Raw genomic sequence first — 14,211 nt, forward strand, 5'->3', positions numbered from 1 at the left:
AGCGCGCCCACGCGGCGGAGCCGCAGAATGTCACAGCGCCGCGCCCTCATGGGGCGCTCGGCTCCAGCGCCCTTGAACCCCCCACCGGCAGATCCCACAGGTTCTCCCGGTCCAGCCCCGCCTTCTCCCAGGCCGCCCGTACCCGCCGCAACGGCTCCAGGACCGGTTCTGCCGAGAGGATGAAGGTGCCCCAGTGCATGGGGGCCATCCGCCGCGCCCCCAGGTCCTCCGTCGCCCGGACCGCCTCCTCCGGGTCGAGGTGGACGTCGCTGAGCCACCAGCGGGGGTCGTAGGCGCCGATGGGCATCAGGGCGAGGTCGATTCCGGGGTAGCGGCCGCCGATGCGGGAGAACCAGTGGCCGTAACCCGTGTCGCCGGCGAAGTAGAGGCGCTGCCCGTCGGCGGCGGTGAGGACCCAGCCGCCCCAGAGGCTGTGACAGGTGTCGGTGAGGGTGCGCTTGGACCAGTGGTGGGCGGGGACGAAGTCGAAACGGACACCGGAGAGTTCGGCCGCCTCCCACCAGTCCAGCTCGGTGACGGTCGTGAAGCGGCGCCGCCGGAACCAGCGGCCCAGGCCGGCCGGTACGAACACCGGGGTGTCGCGCGGGAGACGGCGCAGGGTGGGGGCGTCGAGGTGGTCGTAGTGGTTGTGGCTGATGACGACCGCGTCGACGCGCGGCAGGGTCTCCCAGTCGACGCCGACCGGCGTGACCCGGGCCGGGGTGCCGATGATGCGGCGGGACCAGACGGGGTCGGTGAGGACGGTCAGGCCGCCGATCCGGACGACCCAACTGGCGTGTCCCGCCCAGGTGACGGCGACCGTGTCGGTGTCGACGCGGGGCAGCGGGCCCGGCTTGTACGGCAGCCGGGGGATGTCGGCGAGGCCCTCCCGCCCGGGGCGGACGGAGCCCTCGCGGGCGAATCGGGCCATGGCCTTGAGGCCGGGCAGGGGCGCCGTCAGGCGGTCGTGGAAGGTCCGCGGCCAGAACCGGAGTTCGCCCAGCGGACGGGGTTCGGCGAGCGGCGGGAAGGGCGGCGCGTAGGGAGTCGGGGCCACGGGGGCGGCAGGAGTGGTGGAAACGGCGTCCCGGGTCGTCGTGGCAGCCGGGTCGGCCGTCGGCGTGGGAGCAGTTGCCGGATCGGCCGTCGTCATGGGGGCGGTCGCCGGATCGGCGGTCGTCGTGGGGGCGGTCGTCGTGGGGGCGGTCGTCGTGGGGGCGGTCGTCGTGGCGGACCCTGACTCATGCGTCTGCTGCGTCATCGAGGAGGCTCCCATCGCTGAGCGTCGTCGCGGAGATCGTCGAGTACCGACCTCACGGACATCAACGCGCGTTGCACGTGTGGCAGTTCCAACGGTGTGGGTGACGTGAGGCATTCCAGGCGTTCCGCGTCGGTGCCGCCCAGCAGCGGCCCGGTGGCGAGCCGGACGCGCAGTGCCTGGAGGTCGTCGCCGAAGCGATGGCCGCCGGGTACGGGCATGCCGAGCCGGGTGGTGAGGAAGTCCTCCAACTCCTGTGCGTCGCCGACCCCCTGGCCGCCGAGCGCGGCGCGCAGGGGCTCCAGGTCGGCGTACAGGTGACGGCCGGCCTGTGGGGGCCGGGCCATGCCGCCGCTGTCGACCACCGCGGCGTACAGGGCGGCGGCCACGCGCGCGTGCAGGCGGACGGCGGCCTCCCGGCGGGTGGTGACGGGTTCGGGCTCGTCGAGCGCGTGGGCGGCCGCGACCGCGACCGGTCCGGCGAGGCGGGCGCCGAGCGCGGTGAGGACATCGAGCACGCGCGCGTGCAGGGACGTACCGGTGTCGCCCTCGGGGAACCGGGCGACGGCGGCGGGCCAGCCGGCCGGCAGCAGGGCGCCGGCCAGGTCGGTGACGACGGTCACCCGGTCCGGGAGCATCTCGGCGGGGCTGAGCAGCACGGTGGCGTGCGGGGCGTGCAGGGTGTCGCGCCAGGTCTCGTCGCTGACCAGGTGGAGTCCCTCACCGGTGGCCGCCTCGACGGTCGCGTGCAGCAGTTCGGGCGGGGCGACGGTGGCGGTCGGGTCGTCGGCGACGGAGAGCACCAGGAGCCGGGGGTCACCGCCCTCGTCCCGGACCCGGCGCACGGTCTCCAGGAGCGCGTAGGGGTCGGGCACACCCCCGGACTCGGCCGGGGTGGCCACGTGGAAGGCGGGCCGGCCGAGGAGCCGGGCGTACGGCGCCCACCAGGCGGCGCAGGGGCGCGGCACCAGGACGTCGCCGCCGAGCGCGGCGGTGAGCGCCAGCAGGAGGGCGGGGGCGCCGGGGCCGGCGGTCACCCGGCCGGGCGGGGCGGGCAACCCACGGCGTTCCCAGTAGCCGCGGGCCGCGTCGAGCAGCGCCGGACCGCCGCCGACCGGCTCCTCCCCGCCCCGGCTCGCGGCGGCGGCCAGCGCGGTGGCGAGGGCCGGCAGGACGGGCAGTCCGTCGTCGGGCAGCGGCGGCCCGTACCGGACGGGTCCGTGACCCCGCGCGGGCGTGTCCCGGACCGGGCCCTGCCCCTCGGGGTCCGTCCGCCGCATGTCCGCCTCCGCGCAGTCCGTGGTGCCGTGTGCCGTCCGGTTCCGGGCCGTGCTGTTCGCCGGGTGGTGCGTACGGTGCCGGAGTGGTCGCCCCCGGGGTACCCGGTGGCGGCCGTCTCATCCGTGCGCGCGTGACCTCCCGCCGGCCAGGCGGTACACCGCACCGCCGCACGCGGCCGCGATCAGCAGGCCGCCCGCGACCAGCGCGGGAACGGAGTCCGTGAACGCGCCGCCTTCCCCGGCCGCCACCCCGTGCTCCACGGTCGGCGGAGCACAGGACGTGTCCCCGCCGCGCGGCTCGTCGCACGCGTGCTCGCCGTCGCAGGAACCGGACGAGCCGGACGAGCCGGACGAGCCGGACGAGCCGGACGAGCCGGACGAGCCGGAGAAGCCTGATCCGGCGGATCCGCCGGAGGGACCGAAGGGACGGGAGGCGCCGGAGGAGGCGCACTCGTGTCCCCCCTCGCCGCACGATTTCTGCCCCGCCGAGCAGGGCCGCTCGCCACTGCCGCCGGTCGCCGTGCCGCCCCCGGCGTCCCCCCGGGAACCCGTCGCGTCGTCCCCCCGCCCACCCGTGCCCGCGTCCCCCCGACCAGCAGTGCCCGCATCCCCCCGCCCAGCGGTGCCCGCGTCCCCAGCAGCAGTGCCGCCGTCGCCGCCCCGGCCACCCGTACCACTGTCGTCACCCCGGCCACCCGTACCACTGTCGTCACCCCGGCCACCCGTACCACTGTCGTCACCCCGCACACCCGTGCCGCTGCCGCCCCAAGGGGCAGTGGCGTCGTCGTCTTGCGGGACCGTGCCGTCATCCCCCCGAGGGACCGTGCCGTCATCCCCGAGAGAGACCCCGCTGTCCCCGCCGGGTACCGCGCCCCCGTTCCCGTGCGGCACCCCGCTGTCCCCGCCGGGTACCGCGCCCCCGTTCCCGTGCGGCACCCCGCTGTCCCCGCCGGGTACCGCGCCCCCGTTCCCATGCGGCACCCCGGTGTTCTCGCCCCGGACCGCCCCGCCGCCGGCCGGGGGAACGGTGCCCCCTTCCCCCCCGGCGACCGGGGCGTCTGCGTTCCGGAGCCGGCCCTGCGCCCCACTCACCACCGGACAGTTCGCGTCGGTCGTCCCGCAGGTCACGGAGACGGTGGTCCCGGGCCGCCCGCCGCCGGGGTTCGCCCCGGCGGCGGGGCCGGCCGCGGCGGCCGGACCGGCGACGCCGAACGCGGCACCCGCCAGGACGGCGACGGACAGGGTGCGAGCGGTACGGCGCATGGGGTGGCTCCTCGGAACGTACGACTCCGGGGACACGCGGTCGGTGCCCCCGCAGCCATCACAGCCCGCCCCACGCCGTGCCGCGCGCGACCGACCCCCATTCGCGGGACACGCCGGTCCTTTCGGGTGACGGCACGGGCCCGGATTCCGGCGTGTCGGCCCCAAGGCATCGGGTACGCGTCCGGCACCCCTGAAGTACCTGGAGGGAGATATGCAGCGAGGCAGCGACCGGTTGAGTGTTCACCGGGACGAGGAGATGAAGCACGAACTGCGGGACCTGCTCAGGTCCGGGCATCCGACCCGCACCGAGGACTGGAACGACCCCGAGCCGCCCGCCGAGGACGACCCGGAGGTGTACCGCGCCCCGATGCAGCCGTGGACCAGTGAACGGCCGTCACTGGCGACTTTCCGGCTGGAACTGGCCCGGTCCCTGACCCGGCACGACTTCCCGGCCCAGCCGAGTGAACTGGTACGGGTGCTGCGTCGTGGCCACGCCTCCGACGACCTCGTCCGCCGGGTGTCCCGGTTGCCGCGTTCGACGCGCTACCGCAACCTGCTGGCACTGGCCGAGGCCGTGGCCGGCGGGGAGTGAACCGGCGCGCCGACGATGCAGCCGCGAAGCCGACAGAGCAAGGAGTGAACGTCATGCGTATCGCGTTTCTGACCGCGCCCGAGGGCGTCGAGCAGGTGGAGCTGACCGAGCCGTGGAAGGCGGTCTCCGACGCCGGGCACGAGCCGGTGCTGGTGTCGACGGAGCCGGGGCGGGTCCAGGGCTTCGACCATCTCGACAAGGCGGACACGTTCGCCGTGGACGAGGTGGTCGGCGACGCCTCGGCGGACTCGTTCGGTGCGCTGGTACTGCCCGGCGGGGTCGCCAACCCGGACATCCTGCGGACGGACGAGCAGGCGGTGGCGTTCGTCAAGGGCTTCTTCGAGGCGGGCCGGCCGGTGGCCGCGATCTGTCACGCGCCCTGGACGCTGGTCGAGGCCGATGTCGTGCGCGGCCGGACCCTGACGTCCTGGCCGAGCCTGCGGACCGACATCCGCAACGCCGGTGGTACCTGGGTCGACGAGCAGGTCCAGGTCTGCGGGGCCGGTCCCAACACGCTGGTCACCAGCCGTAAGCCGGACGACCTCAAGGCCTTCTGCGAGGCCTTCCTCGACGCGCTCGGCCAGGGCTGAGCCAGACCAGGGGGCCGGTCTCAGCTCGCGGAGGCGCGCGGTGTCGCCGTCTCCGCGCAGCTGCGCTCCCGGGCTCCCTCGCGGGTGCGGCCGGCGGCGACGATGCGGCGCGGGTTGCGGCGCAGGTACTCGCCCTCCAGCTGGGCCATGCGCTCGTTGTGGGCGCGCAGCGCGTCGTTGGAGCCGTACAGCAGGGTGTCGTGGCGCGTCCGGTGGATGGTCTCCAGCTCCTTCATGAGCTGCTGGTCGTCCAGCCGGCTGGGGTCGACTCCGGTCATGGTGGTACCCCGCTCGTCGTGTCCGTCCCGGCGGTCCGGATCCCTGCATCCACTGTACGAAGGTCCGGGCCGCCGGGCCTGTCTAGCGGGCGCGCTCCACCCGGCGCTCGTCCCACACCGGCTCCGGGGTCTCGCGGACCCGGCCGTCGGTGCCGAAGACCAGGTAACGGTCGAAGGAGCGGGCGAACCAGCGGTCGTGGGTGACGGCGAGCACCGTGCCGTCGAAGGCCTCCAGACCCTCCTGGAGTGCTTCCGCGGACTCCAGGTCGAGGTTGTCGGTCGGCTCGTCGAGCAGCAGTGCCGTCACCCCCTGTAGCTCCAGCAGGAGGATCTGGAACCGGGCCTGCTGCCCGCCGGAGAGCCGCTCGAAGGTCTGCTCGGCCTGGTTGGTCAGCTCGTAGCGGCGCAGCCGGGACATGGCGGCGCCACGGTCCTGGGAGTGTTCCGTCCACAGGATGTCGAGGAGGGTACGGCCCTGCAGCTCGGGGTGGGCGTGGGTCTGGGCGAAGTGCCCGGGTACCACCCGCGCGCCCAGCTTCCACTGCCCCGTGTGCGCCACCTCCTCGCCGGCCAGCAGCCGCAGGAAGTGTGACTTGCCGGAGCCGTTGGAGCCGAGGACGGCGACCCGTTCGCCGTAGAAGACCTCCAGGTCGAAGGGTTTCATCAGGCCGGTGAGTTCGAGTCCCGCGCAGGTGACCGCCCGCACGCCGGTACGGCCGCCGCGCAGCCGCATCCTGATGTCCTGGTCGCGCGGCGGCTCCGGGGGCGGGCCGGCCTCCTCGAACTTGCGCAGCCGGGTCTGCGCGGCCGCGTAGCGGGACGCCATCTCGTGGGAGACGGCGGCGGCCTGGCGGAGGTTCAGCACCAGCTTCTTCAGCTGGGCGTGCTTCTCGTCCCAGCGGCGGCGCAGTTCCTCGAAGCGGGCGAAGCGTTCGCGGCGGGCGTCGTGGTAGGTGGCGAAGCCGCCGCCGTGCACCCAGGCGTCGGCGCCGGTGGGCGAGGGCTCCACGGAGACGATCTTCTCGGCGGCGCGGGCGAGGAGTTCCCGGTCGTGGGAGACGAACAGGACCGTCTTGCGGGTCTCCCCCAGCTGCGCCTCCAGCCAGCGCTTGCCGGGGACGTCGAGGTAGTTGTCCGGCTCGTCGAGCAGCAGCACCTCGTCGGTGCCGCGGAACAGCGCCTCCAGCACCAGCCGCTTCTGCTCACCGCCGGAGAGGGTGCGCACCTGCCGCCACTGGGCCTTGTCGTACGGCACGCCGAGCGCGGCCGTCGTGCACATGTCCCAGAGCGTCTCGTGTTCGTAGCCGCGCACCTCGGCCCAGTCGGCCAGGGCCTGCGCGTAGCGGAGCTGGGCGGCTTCGTCGTCGACGGTCATGATGCCGTGCTCGGCCCGGTCCACGGCCTGCGCGGCCTCCCGGATCCCGGGCGGCGCCACGGACACCAGCAGATCACGCACCGTGGTCTCGTCCCGCACGGAGCCCACGAACTGGCGCATCACGCCGAGGCCGCCGCTCACGGTCACGGTGCCGGCGTGCGGCTTCAGCTCGCCGGAGATCAGCCGCAGCAGGGTGGTCTTGCCGGCGCCGTTGGGGCCGACCAGCGCGACGGCGGCCCCCTCACCGACCCGGAACGACACATCGCCGAGCAGGGCCCTCCCGTCGGGGAGGTAGTACTCGAGGTGCGCGGCTTCCAGGTGTCCCATGGTCAGCGATTCTGCGTGGCGCGGCCGAGATAGGGCAAACCGTTATCGGCCCGGCACCTTCGGCCGCGGGCGCGTCGTGGTTTGCTCGCGCAGTTCCCCACGCCCCTGCAGGGGCGCCAAGTGGAACTCCCTGAAAGGGGCGCGGGGAACTGCGCGACCAGCCCCCACCGGCCCGCACCCGAACACGTCGGCGGCCCCGTGACGCAGTCACTCCGCGGCGGACTCCAGCGGTTCCCCCGCCGGCCCGCTCTCCCCCGCCGGCTCCACCACCGCGCCCTCCCAGGACACCGCCTTCCAGCCGTCGGCCGGGGAGCCCTCCAGGATGACCACGCCGGTGTTGCCGAGGGGGCGGGCGGCGGCGAAGGGGACGTCGACGTTGTCGGCGCGGGCCGCCGTCCACAGGCGGATCGCGGCACCATGGCTGATCACGGCGACCGTCCCGGCGCCGCTCGCCGCGGCCTCGGCGATCACCGCGTCGTAGCGGGCCAGCGTCTCGTCCCCACTCTCCCCGCCGGGCATGCGCAGCGCGGTGTCCCCGGCCGCCCAGGCGAACACGGTCCGCATGTACTCCTGGCCGCGCTCGGAGTGGCCGGGCAGCAGCTCCAGGTCGCCGGCGGAGACCTCGCGGATGCCGTCCCGGACGACCGGGACCAGGCCGCGGGCGGCGGCCAGCGGCGCGGCGGTGAGCTGGGTGCGGGTCAGCGTGGAGACGTAGAGCACCTCGATGTCCTCGCCGGCGAGGGCCTCGGGCAGGGCCGCCGCCTGCTGCTCGCCGAGCGCGGTCAGACCGGGGCCCGGTACGCCGGTGTCGAGCAGGAAGTCGACGTTGGTCGGAGTCTGCCCATGACGTATGAGGAGCAGGCGCATCCAGAGGGTCCTCTCACTCGACCGCACCGGCTACCGGCACGAAACAGCCACTTCAGGGTAACCGGACCCGCATGAGCCCAGATGTTGACCTGACCGTCCTGAAGCCCGGCCGCCACGCGCTGCGCGACCGACTGCTCGCTCTCGACCTGAGGGTGTTCGAGGTGGCCGCCGAGCGGAACTGGCCGTTCGCCGCCCCGGTGCTGCCCCGGCTGAGCCGCAGTGCCAACCACGGCGTGCTGTGGTTCGCGGCGGCGGCAGCGGTGGCCGCGTCCCGCACCCCCAGGGCCCGCCGCGCGGCCGTCCGCGGCCTGGCCTCGCTCAGCCTTGCCTCCCTGACCATCAACACCCTCGGCAAGCGCTCGGTGCGCCGGCCCCGGCCGGTGCTGGACCCGGTGCCGGCGGTACGGCATCTGAAGCGGCAGCCGATCACCACCTCGTTCCCCTCCGGTCACGCCGCGTCGGCGGCGGCGTTCGCGGCCGGGGTCGCCCTGGAGTCCCCGGGGTGGGGCGCGGTGGTGGCGCCGGTGGCGTTCTCCGTCGCGATGTCCCGCGTCTACACGGGCGTGCACTTCCCGAGCGATGTGCTCGCGGGTGCGGCCCTGGGCGTGGGCGCCGCGTTCGTGGTCCGCCGGCTGGTGCCGACCCGGGGCCAGATCGGGCCGCCGCCCCGGCCGCGCGCGCAGGCCCCGGCGCTGCCCGACGGGGAGGGCCTGGTGGTGGTGGCCAACCAGGCCTCGGGCAGCTCCGACCGGGTCCGGGCGCTGCGCGACGAGTTGCCGAAGGCCGAACTGGTGGAGTGCGAACCCGACCAGGTGCGGGCCGAGTTGGAGAAGGCGGCACTGCGGGCGCAGGCGCTCGGGGTGTGCGGTGGCGACGGCACCGTGAACGCGGCCGCCCAGGTCGCGCTGCGGCACGGCCTGCCGCTGGCGGTGCTGCCCGGCGGCACCCTCAACCACTTCGCCTACGACCTGAGCGTGGAGGACGGCCGCGGCCTGGGCCGTGCGGTGCGCGACGGCGAGGCGGTCCGGGTGGACGTCGGCCGCTTCGCCTGCGACGGCCAGGAGGGCATCTTCCTCAACACGCTGAGCCTCGGGGTGTATCCGGAGCTGGTGCGCGAACGGGAGCGCTGGGCGCACCGCATCGGCGGCCGGCCCGCCGAGGTGCTGGCGGCGCTGCGTGTGCTGCGCACGGACCAGCATCCGCTGGAGGTCGAACTCGGCGGCTCGGCGCACCCGTTGTGGCTGCTGTTCGTCGGCAACTGCGTCTACCACCGGATGGGCCTGACACCGGGCCGCCGTACCGACCTGGCGGACGGCCAGCTGGACGTACGCGTGGTGCACGGCGGCCGGCATCCGGCGCTGCGCCTGCTCTCCGCCGCCGTCGCGGGCCCGCTCTCCCGTTCCCCCGCACACGCGGAGGTGCGGGTGAGCCGACTGCGTCTCACCGGCCTCAAGACCGGCACCCCGCTCGCCTACGACGGTGAAGTCACCGACGTGAAGGGCGAGGTGACGGTGGACAAGCTGCCGGAGGCGCTGACCGTGTACCGCTCTCACTGACAGAGCGTCAGTCCACATCGTAAAACGCGGATCTCATTATTCGGCATGCGGGCGTAGCGTTGCCGATACCGCGGGACGGGGCCGTCCGGCCCCGTCCGCCTGGTGTGAAGCGAAGGGGCTGAGCCATGCCGGAACCACAGGAGACCGCCGTCTACACGCACGGGCACCACGAGTCGGTGCTGCGTTCCCACACCTGGCGCACCGCCGCCAACTCCGCGGCCTATCTGCTCGGTTCGCTCAAGCCCCACATGAGGATCCTGGACATCGGCTGCGGTCCCGGCACCATCACCGCCGACCTGGCGGAACTGGTCCCCGACGGCCGGGTCACCGGCGCCGACCAGGCGCCGGGCATCCTGGATCAGGCCCGGCAGACCGCCGCCGGGCGCGGGCTGACGAACGTGGACTTCACGGTCGCGGACGTGCACGCGCTGGACTTCCCGGACGACACCTTCTGCGTGGTCCACGCCCACCAGGTGCTCCAGCATGTGGGCGATCCGGTGCGGGCGCTGCGCGAGATGCGCCGGGTGACCAAGCCCGGCGGCTTCATCGCCGTACGGGACTCGGACTACGCGGCGATGACCTGGTACCCGGCGGTGCCGGGCCTGGACGACTGGCTGGAGCTGTACCGGCGGGTGGCCCGCGCCAACGGGGGCGAACCGGACGCCGGGCGGCGGCTGAAGTCCTGGGCGCTGGCCGCGGGACTGACCGACATCACCGCCACCTCCGGCACCTGGACCTACAGCACGGCCGAGGAGCGGGCCTGGTGGGGCGGACTGTGGGCGGACCGTACGGTCGCCTCGTCCTATGCCGAGCGGGCCACGGAGGGCGGCCACGCGACCACCGGGGAACTGCAGGCCGTCGCGGCGGCCTGGCGGGAGTGGGCGGCACAGGACGACGGCTGGTTCGCCGTTCTGCACGGAGAAATTCTCTGCCGTAAGTGAGCCTGATCCGCGGAATTCGGGAAACACGGATCGCCAGGAGGTCAGACTATGGTTCCCATTCTGTTGGTACTGCTTCTGGTGCTGATACTTTTCGGTGCCGGATTCGCGGTGAAACTGCTCTGGTGGATCGCGCTCGTCGTGCTGGTTCTGTGGCTTCTCGGATTCCTGGTCCGAGGGACGAACGCCACCGGCGGCAGGGGTCGCTGGTACAGGTGGTGAGGCCACCGCCGGTGGCCTTTTCACTCGCGCGGCAACAGCGGTGGCAGTGGCCCGGGGTCCGGATTCAGGACCTCGGGCCGCTGCCCGTCGCCGTCCCGGAGCCGGCCCGCTCGTGCAGGGCGAGGTCTCCGGTGAACGAGTAGAACGAATAGGCCGCCCAGGGTCCGCTGAGTTCCACGCGTATTCCCGACACCTCGCCCTTCGTACGGTCCACCAGTTCCACGAATTCCTCGCAATTCACTCGCGCCACCAGATAGGCGGCGTCGAGCAGACTCCGCTCCGGGACTCCGGCCGGCGCCGCGCTCTGCGGAGGGTGCAGCCGGAAATCCTCGGCGTGCCGGGAAAGCCGCTCGTGCAGGGCGCGGGCGAATTTCCCGGCGGATGCCGGATCCGTCTCGGGCCAGTCGGGGCCGGCGTAGAGCGTGACGCCCCACTCGACCCTGCCGTCGAGCCGGTCGAGGGCGTACCGGAAGTCGGCCTCGCAGGCCTCCATCATGGTCCGTACGCCGCTGTCGTCCCGGAAGACCGTGCCAGGCCGCAGCGGCAACGGGGTGGTGACCGTGGTGAGCGCGTCGACCACGCCCTGATGGGCGCGGACGGTCGCGGCCAGCCAGTCCCGGTCCGCCAGATGGTCCCGCAGGGGCGCCTCGGCGAAGTCACCCTCCGGGACCGTACTGACGACGGCGACCAGACCGTGGTGCCTGAGCAGCCCGGGGGGCGCCCCGGCCACGCCGGTGAGCTGGGACTGCAGGGCCGCCTCGAAGGGACGGCAGACGGCGTACACGTACCGGAGTCCGGCCTGTCCGGTCATGGCCCCTCCTCTCGTCGAGGTCCGCGCCGGGCGGCCGCCGGCGCCACGACCATGTCGTCGCCGGTCATCGCACGATCGCCTCCTCGACCAGCAGCCGGCCGGCCGCCGCGATCGCCTCGGCGTCGATGCCCGCCGCGTGCAGCTGCTGGTCGGGCGCGGCCGAGCCCGGCATGGTCCGCACGGCGAGCCGTACCAGGCGCGGTACCGGCCGGCCGTCCGCGAAGGCCTCGGCGACCGCGTCGCCGAGCCCGCCCTCCTCGTGGTGGTCCTCGACGGTGAGCAGACAGCCGGTCTCCTCGGCGGCCAGGCGCAGGGTCTGCCGGTCGACGGGCTTGACGGAGTACAGGTCGACGACCCGGATCCGGATGCCGTCCTCGGCGAGCGCGTCGGCGGCCTTCAGCGCCTCGTGCAGGGTCACCCCGGCGGCGACCACGGTCAGCCGGTCCGCGTCGGAGGAGCGCAGCACCTTGCTGCCGCCCACCGGGAACTCCTCGTCCGGTCCGTAGATCACCGGGGCCGCACCGCGCGAGGTGCGCAGATAGCGGATGCCCTCGAGCCCGGCCATGGTCGCGACGAGCTTGGCGGTCTGGTTGGCGTCACAGGGGTACAGCACGGTCGAGCCGTACACCGAGCGGAACATCGCCAGGTCCTCCAGGCCCATCTGGGAGGGCCCGTCCTGGCCGATCGCGACGCCCGCGTGCGAGCCGACCAGGTTGATCCCGCTGCCGCTGATCGCGGCCATGCGGACGAAGTCGTGGGCCCGGGTGAGGAAGGCGGCGAAGGTCGCCGCGTACGGCACCCAGCCTCGGGTGGCCATCCCGACGGCGCCCGCGACGAGTTGCTGTTCCGCGATGTAGAACTCGAAGTAGCGGTCGGGGTGTTCCTTGGCGAAGAGCTCGGTACGGGTGGAGTCGCCGACCTCGCCGTCCAGGGCGACGATGTCGGCGCGGGCGGTGCCGAGCGCGGCCAGCGCCTTGCCGAAGGCATCGCGGGTGGGGATCTCGTCCCCCTTGTCGTAGCGCGGGAGTTCGAGCGCGCCGGTGGGTACGGAGTGCAGGGCCCGGGCCGCCGGAGGTTCCTGCACATGAACGCGGACGTCCCGCATTCCGCCCAGTTCGGCGATGGCCTCCTCGGCGTCGGGCAGCGGCTTGCCGTGCATGCCCTCGCGGTCCTCGACGGCGGCGACGCCCCGGCCCTTGCGGGTACGGGCGAGGATCACGGTGGGCTGGCCCGCGGTGGCCGTGGCCTCGGCGCAGGCGCGGTCGACGGCGTCCACGTCATGGCCGTCGATCTGCACGGTGTGCCAGCCGAAGGCCTGGAAGCGGCGGGCGTAGGCGTCCAGGTCGTGGCCGTGCCGGGTGGGTCCGCGCTGGCCGAGCCGGTTGACGTCGACGATCGCTATGAGGTTGTCGAGATGCTCGTACCCGGCGTGCTCGGCGGCCTCCCACACGGAGCCCTCGGCCAGCTCGCTGTCCCCGCACAGCACCCAGACCCGGTAGGGGCCGTGCTCCAGCCGCTTCCCGGACAGCGCGATGCCGACGCCGACCGGCAGTCCCTGGCCCAGCGAGCCGGTGGCGGTCTCGACCCAGGGCAGCCGGCGCGGGGTGGGGTGCCCCTCCAGATGGGAGCCGAGCTTGCGGAAGGTGAGCAGTTCGGCGTCGTCGATGGCACCGACCGCCTTGTAGGCGGCGTACAGCAGGGGCGAGGCGTGGCCCTTGGAGAGGATGAGGCGGTCGTTTCCGGGGTGGGCGGGCCGGTCGAAGTCGTAGCGCAGATGCCGGGCGAGCAGGACGGCCATCAGGTCGGCGGCGGACATCGACGAGGTCGGATGCCCGGACTCGGCCGCGGCGGCCGCCCGCACGCTGTCCACGCGCAACTGCTGGGCGAGTTCGACGAGTTCGGCGGTGTTCATGAGACTCCTTCGCGGGGAGTGTCCGTAGCGGTTCCGGGGCGTTCGGCGGCTCCGGGGCGTCCGTGTCCACCGTGCCCGGCGGCGCCGGCCAGGGCCGTGCGGGACCGGACCGCGCCGGGGGCCTCCGACGCGGATACGGCAGGCGGCCGGCGGGATGGGGCAGCGTGCCGCCGGCACGGTTCCGGGCCGGCCGGGCGGGGGGTACGGCCCGCGCGGCCCCCGGCGGACCCGGTGCCGGCGGTCACGATCCGGGGTCGACGGCTCACGGTGCGCCTCCGGGAATGCGTCTGGGTTCCGAGGCTTCCCACGTAACCGTAGGCGGGCCCGTCAAACGCCGCCCGCCGAGAGCGCCCCGCCAAGGGTGCGCGGCAGCGCGCGGCCTGCGCACACCGCGCGGTGTCGCCTTCCGGGCGACGTCAGGCGCGACGAGGCGGCACGTCCTCGCCGGCGTCGGGTGTGATCGGTACGACCGGCGTGATCGGCGGCACCGGCGGCTGCCCCGGCATGGGCGGGTACGGCAGCCCCAGCCCGCTGGGCGGCCCCGCGGGCGCCGTTCCGCCGATGACCCGCCGGGGAGCGTGCGGCCGACTGGGGCGGCCGGCCTCCCTCAGCAGGTAGGCGACCGCGCCCAGGATCCCCGCGGTGACCAGCGCCGCGGCCCACCCCGGCAGCACCATCGCCAACGCCAGGCCCACGGCCGACGCCACCGCAGCCCCGGCGTACAGGGCGACGGCACCGGAGGCGCCGTACAGCAGAGCGGCCCGCCGCCGCTTGCGGCCCTGCTGGCGCAGCTCATCCCGTACGGTCTCGCGTGCGACCTGGGCCAGTTCGTCGACGAGGTCCTTGTCCAGATGTTCGAGATGATCGAGGTGTTCCATGCGGGGCGGGTACCCGGACGCGAAAAGCCGTAACAGGAGATCGCCGGAGGCGGCGTCTTCGCGC

Annotated in this window: 14 protein-coding genes; 5 read left to right on the forward strand and 9 right to left on the reverse strand. The window is 74.0% G+C overall.

Translation table 11 applies throughout. The annotated features are described in order from the left end of the window. Positions 1 to 46: 46 nt before the first annotated feature. From ACWDGI_RS35285 to ACWDGI_RS35295, 3 genes are all read right to left on the reverse strand, one after another. Positions 47 to 1,261, reverse strand: a complete 1,215-nt coding sequence (locus ACWDGI_RS35285; protein WP_450766142.1) for an MBL fold metallo-hydrolase — start codon at positions 1,259 to 1,261, stop codon at positions 47 to 49. Beyond that, the gene (locus ACWDGI_RS35290; RefSeq protein WP_450766144.1) at positions 1,258 to 2,538 is read right to left on the reverse strand and encodes an aminotransferase class I/II-fold pyridoxal phosphate-dependent enzyme; all 1,281 of its coding nucleotides are present in this window, start codon (positions 2,536 to 2,538) and stop codon (positions 1,258 to 1,260) included. The genes ACWDGI_RS35285 and ACWDGI_RS35290 overlap by 4 nt, the downstream gene beginning before the upstream one ends. 117 nt (positions 2,539 to 2,655) lie before the next feature. Next, positions 2,656 to 2,787: a hypothetical protein gene (locus ACWDGI_RS35295; protein ID WP_450766146.1), complete on the reverse strand. Its 132-nt coding sequence runs from the start codon at positions 2,785 to 2,787 to the stop codon at positions 2,656 to 2,658. Positions 2,788 to 4,012: 1,225 nt separating this feature from the next. Between ACWDGI_RS35295 and ACWDGI_RS35300 the strand changes: the two genes are divergently transcribed. Together ACWDGI_RS35300 and ACWDGI_RS35305 are read left to right on the forward strand one after the other, a co-directional pair. Further along, the gene (locus tag ACWDGI_RS35300; protein ID WP_450766148.1) at positions 4,013 to 4,393 is read left to right on the forward strand and encodes a DUF2795 domain-containing protein; all 381 of its coding nucleotides are present in this window, start codon (positions 4,013 to 4,015) and stop codon (positions 4,391 to 4,393) included. 53 nt (positions 4,394 to 4,446) lie between these two features. Further along, positions 4,447 to 4,983: a type 1 glutamine amidotransferase domain-containing protein gene (locus ACWDGI_RS35305; RefSeq protein ID WP_450766150.1), complete on the forward strand. Its 537-nt coding sequence runs from the start codon at positions 4,447 to 4,449 to the stop codon at positions 4,981 to 4,983. Positions 4,984 to 5,003: 20 nt separating this feature from the next. On the opposite strand, the gene ACWDGI_RS35310 is transcribed toward ACWDGI_RS35305, so the two are convergent. The 3 genes from ACWDGI_RS35310 to ACWDGI_RS35320 form a co-directional block, all read right to left on the reverse strand. Continuing rightward, positions 5,004 to 5,261 (reverse strand): DUF6158 family protein, encoded by a 258-nt coding sequence (locus tag ACWDGI_RS35310; protein WP_360474837.1) that lies wholly within the window; start codon positions 5,259 to 5,261, stop codon positions 5,004 to 5,006. A gap of 82 nt (positions 5,262 to 5,343) precedes the next feature. Beyond that, the gene (locus tag ACWDGI_RS35315) at positions 5,344 to 6,963 is read right to left on the reverse strand and encodes an ABC-F family ATP-binding cassette domain-containing protein (RefSeq protein ID WP_450766152.1); all 1,620 of its coding nucleotides are present in this window, start codon (positions 6,961 to 6,963) and stop codon (positions 5,344 to 5,346) included. Positions 6,964 to 7,170: 207 nt separating this feature from the next. Further along, complete coding sequence (locus tag ACWDGI_RS35320; RefSeq protein WP_450766154.1) at positions 7,171 to 7,830, reverse strand: histidine phosphatase family protein; 660 nt, start codon at positions 7,828 to 7,830, stop codon at positions 7,171 to 7,173. A gap of 71 nt (positions 7,831 to 7,901) precedes the next feature. Between ACWDGI_RS35320 and ACWDGI_RS35325 the strand changes: the two genes are divergently transcribed. The 3 genes from ACWDGI_RS35325 to ACWDGI_RS35335 all read left to right on the forward strand — a co-directional run bounded on the left by ACWDGI_RS35325 (position 7,902) and on the right by ACWDGI_RS35335 (position 10,546). Then, positions 7,902 to 9,386, forward strand: a complete 1,485-nt coding sequence (locus tag ACWDGI_RS35325) for a phosphatase PAP2 family protein (RefSeq protein ID WP_450766156.1) — start codon at positions 7,902 to 7,904, stop codon at positions 9,384 to 9,386. A 125-nt stretch (positions 9,387 to 9,511) separates the two neighbouring features. Further along, complete coding sequence (locus ACWDGI_RS35330) at positions 9,512 to 10,327, forward strand: class I SAM-dependent methyltransferase (RefSeq protein WP_450766158.1); 816 nt, start codon at positions 9,512 to 9,514, stop codon at positions 10,325 to 10,327. A gap of 48 nt (positions 10,328 to 10,375) precedes the next feature. Continuing rightward, positions 10,376 to 10,546: a hydrophobic protein gene (locus tag ACWDGI_RS35335; protein ID WP_360474850.1), complete on the forward strand. Its 171-nt coding sequence runs from the start codon at positions 10,376 to 10,378 to the stop codon at positions 10,544 to 10,546. Between the two features lie 64 nt (positions 10,547 to 10,610). On the opposite strand, the gene ACWDGI_RS35340 is transcribed toward ACWDGI_RS35335, so the two are convergent. From ACWDGI_RS35340 to ACWDGI_RS35350, 3 genes are all read right to left on the reverse strand, one after another. Continuing rightward, positions 10,611 to 11,357, reverse strand: a complete 747-nt coding sequence (locus ACWDGI_RS35340) for a GvpL/GvpF family gas vesicle protein (RefSeq protein ID WP_450766160.1) — start codon at positions 11,355 to 11,357, stop codon at positions 10,611 to 10,613. Positions 11,358 to 11,421: 64 nt separating this feature from the next. Then, a complete protein-coding gene (locus ACWDGI_RS35345) occupies positions 11,422 to 13,269 on the reverse strand; it encodes a transketolase (RefSeq protein ID WP_450766162.1) in 1,848 nt (615 codons plus the stop codon). A 416-nt stretch (positions 13,270 to 13,685) separates the two neighbouring features. Further along, a complete protein-coding gene (locus tag ACWDGI_RS35350; RefSeq protein ID WP_450766163.1) occupies positions 13,686 to 14,147 on the reverse strand; it encodes a phage holin family protein in 462 nt (153 codons plus the stop codon). Positions 14,148 to 14,211: the final 64 nt, after the last annotated feature.

This window comes from Streptomyces sp. NPDC001220 (genome assembly GCF_053597895.1).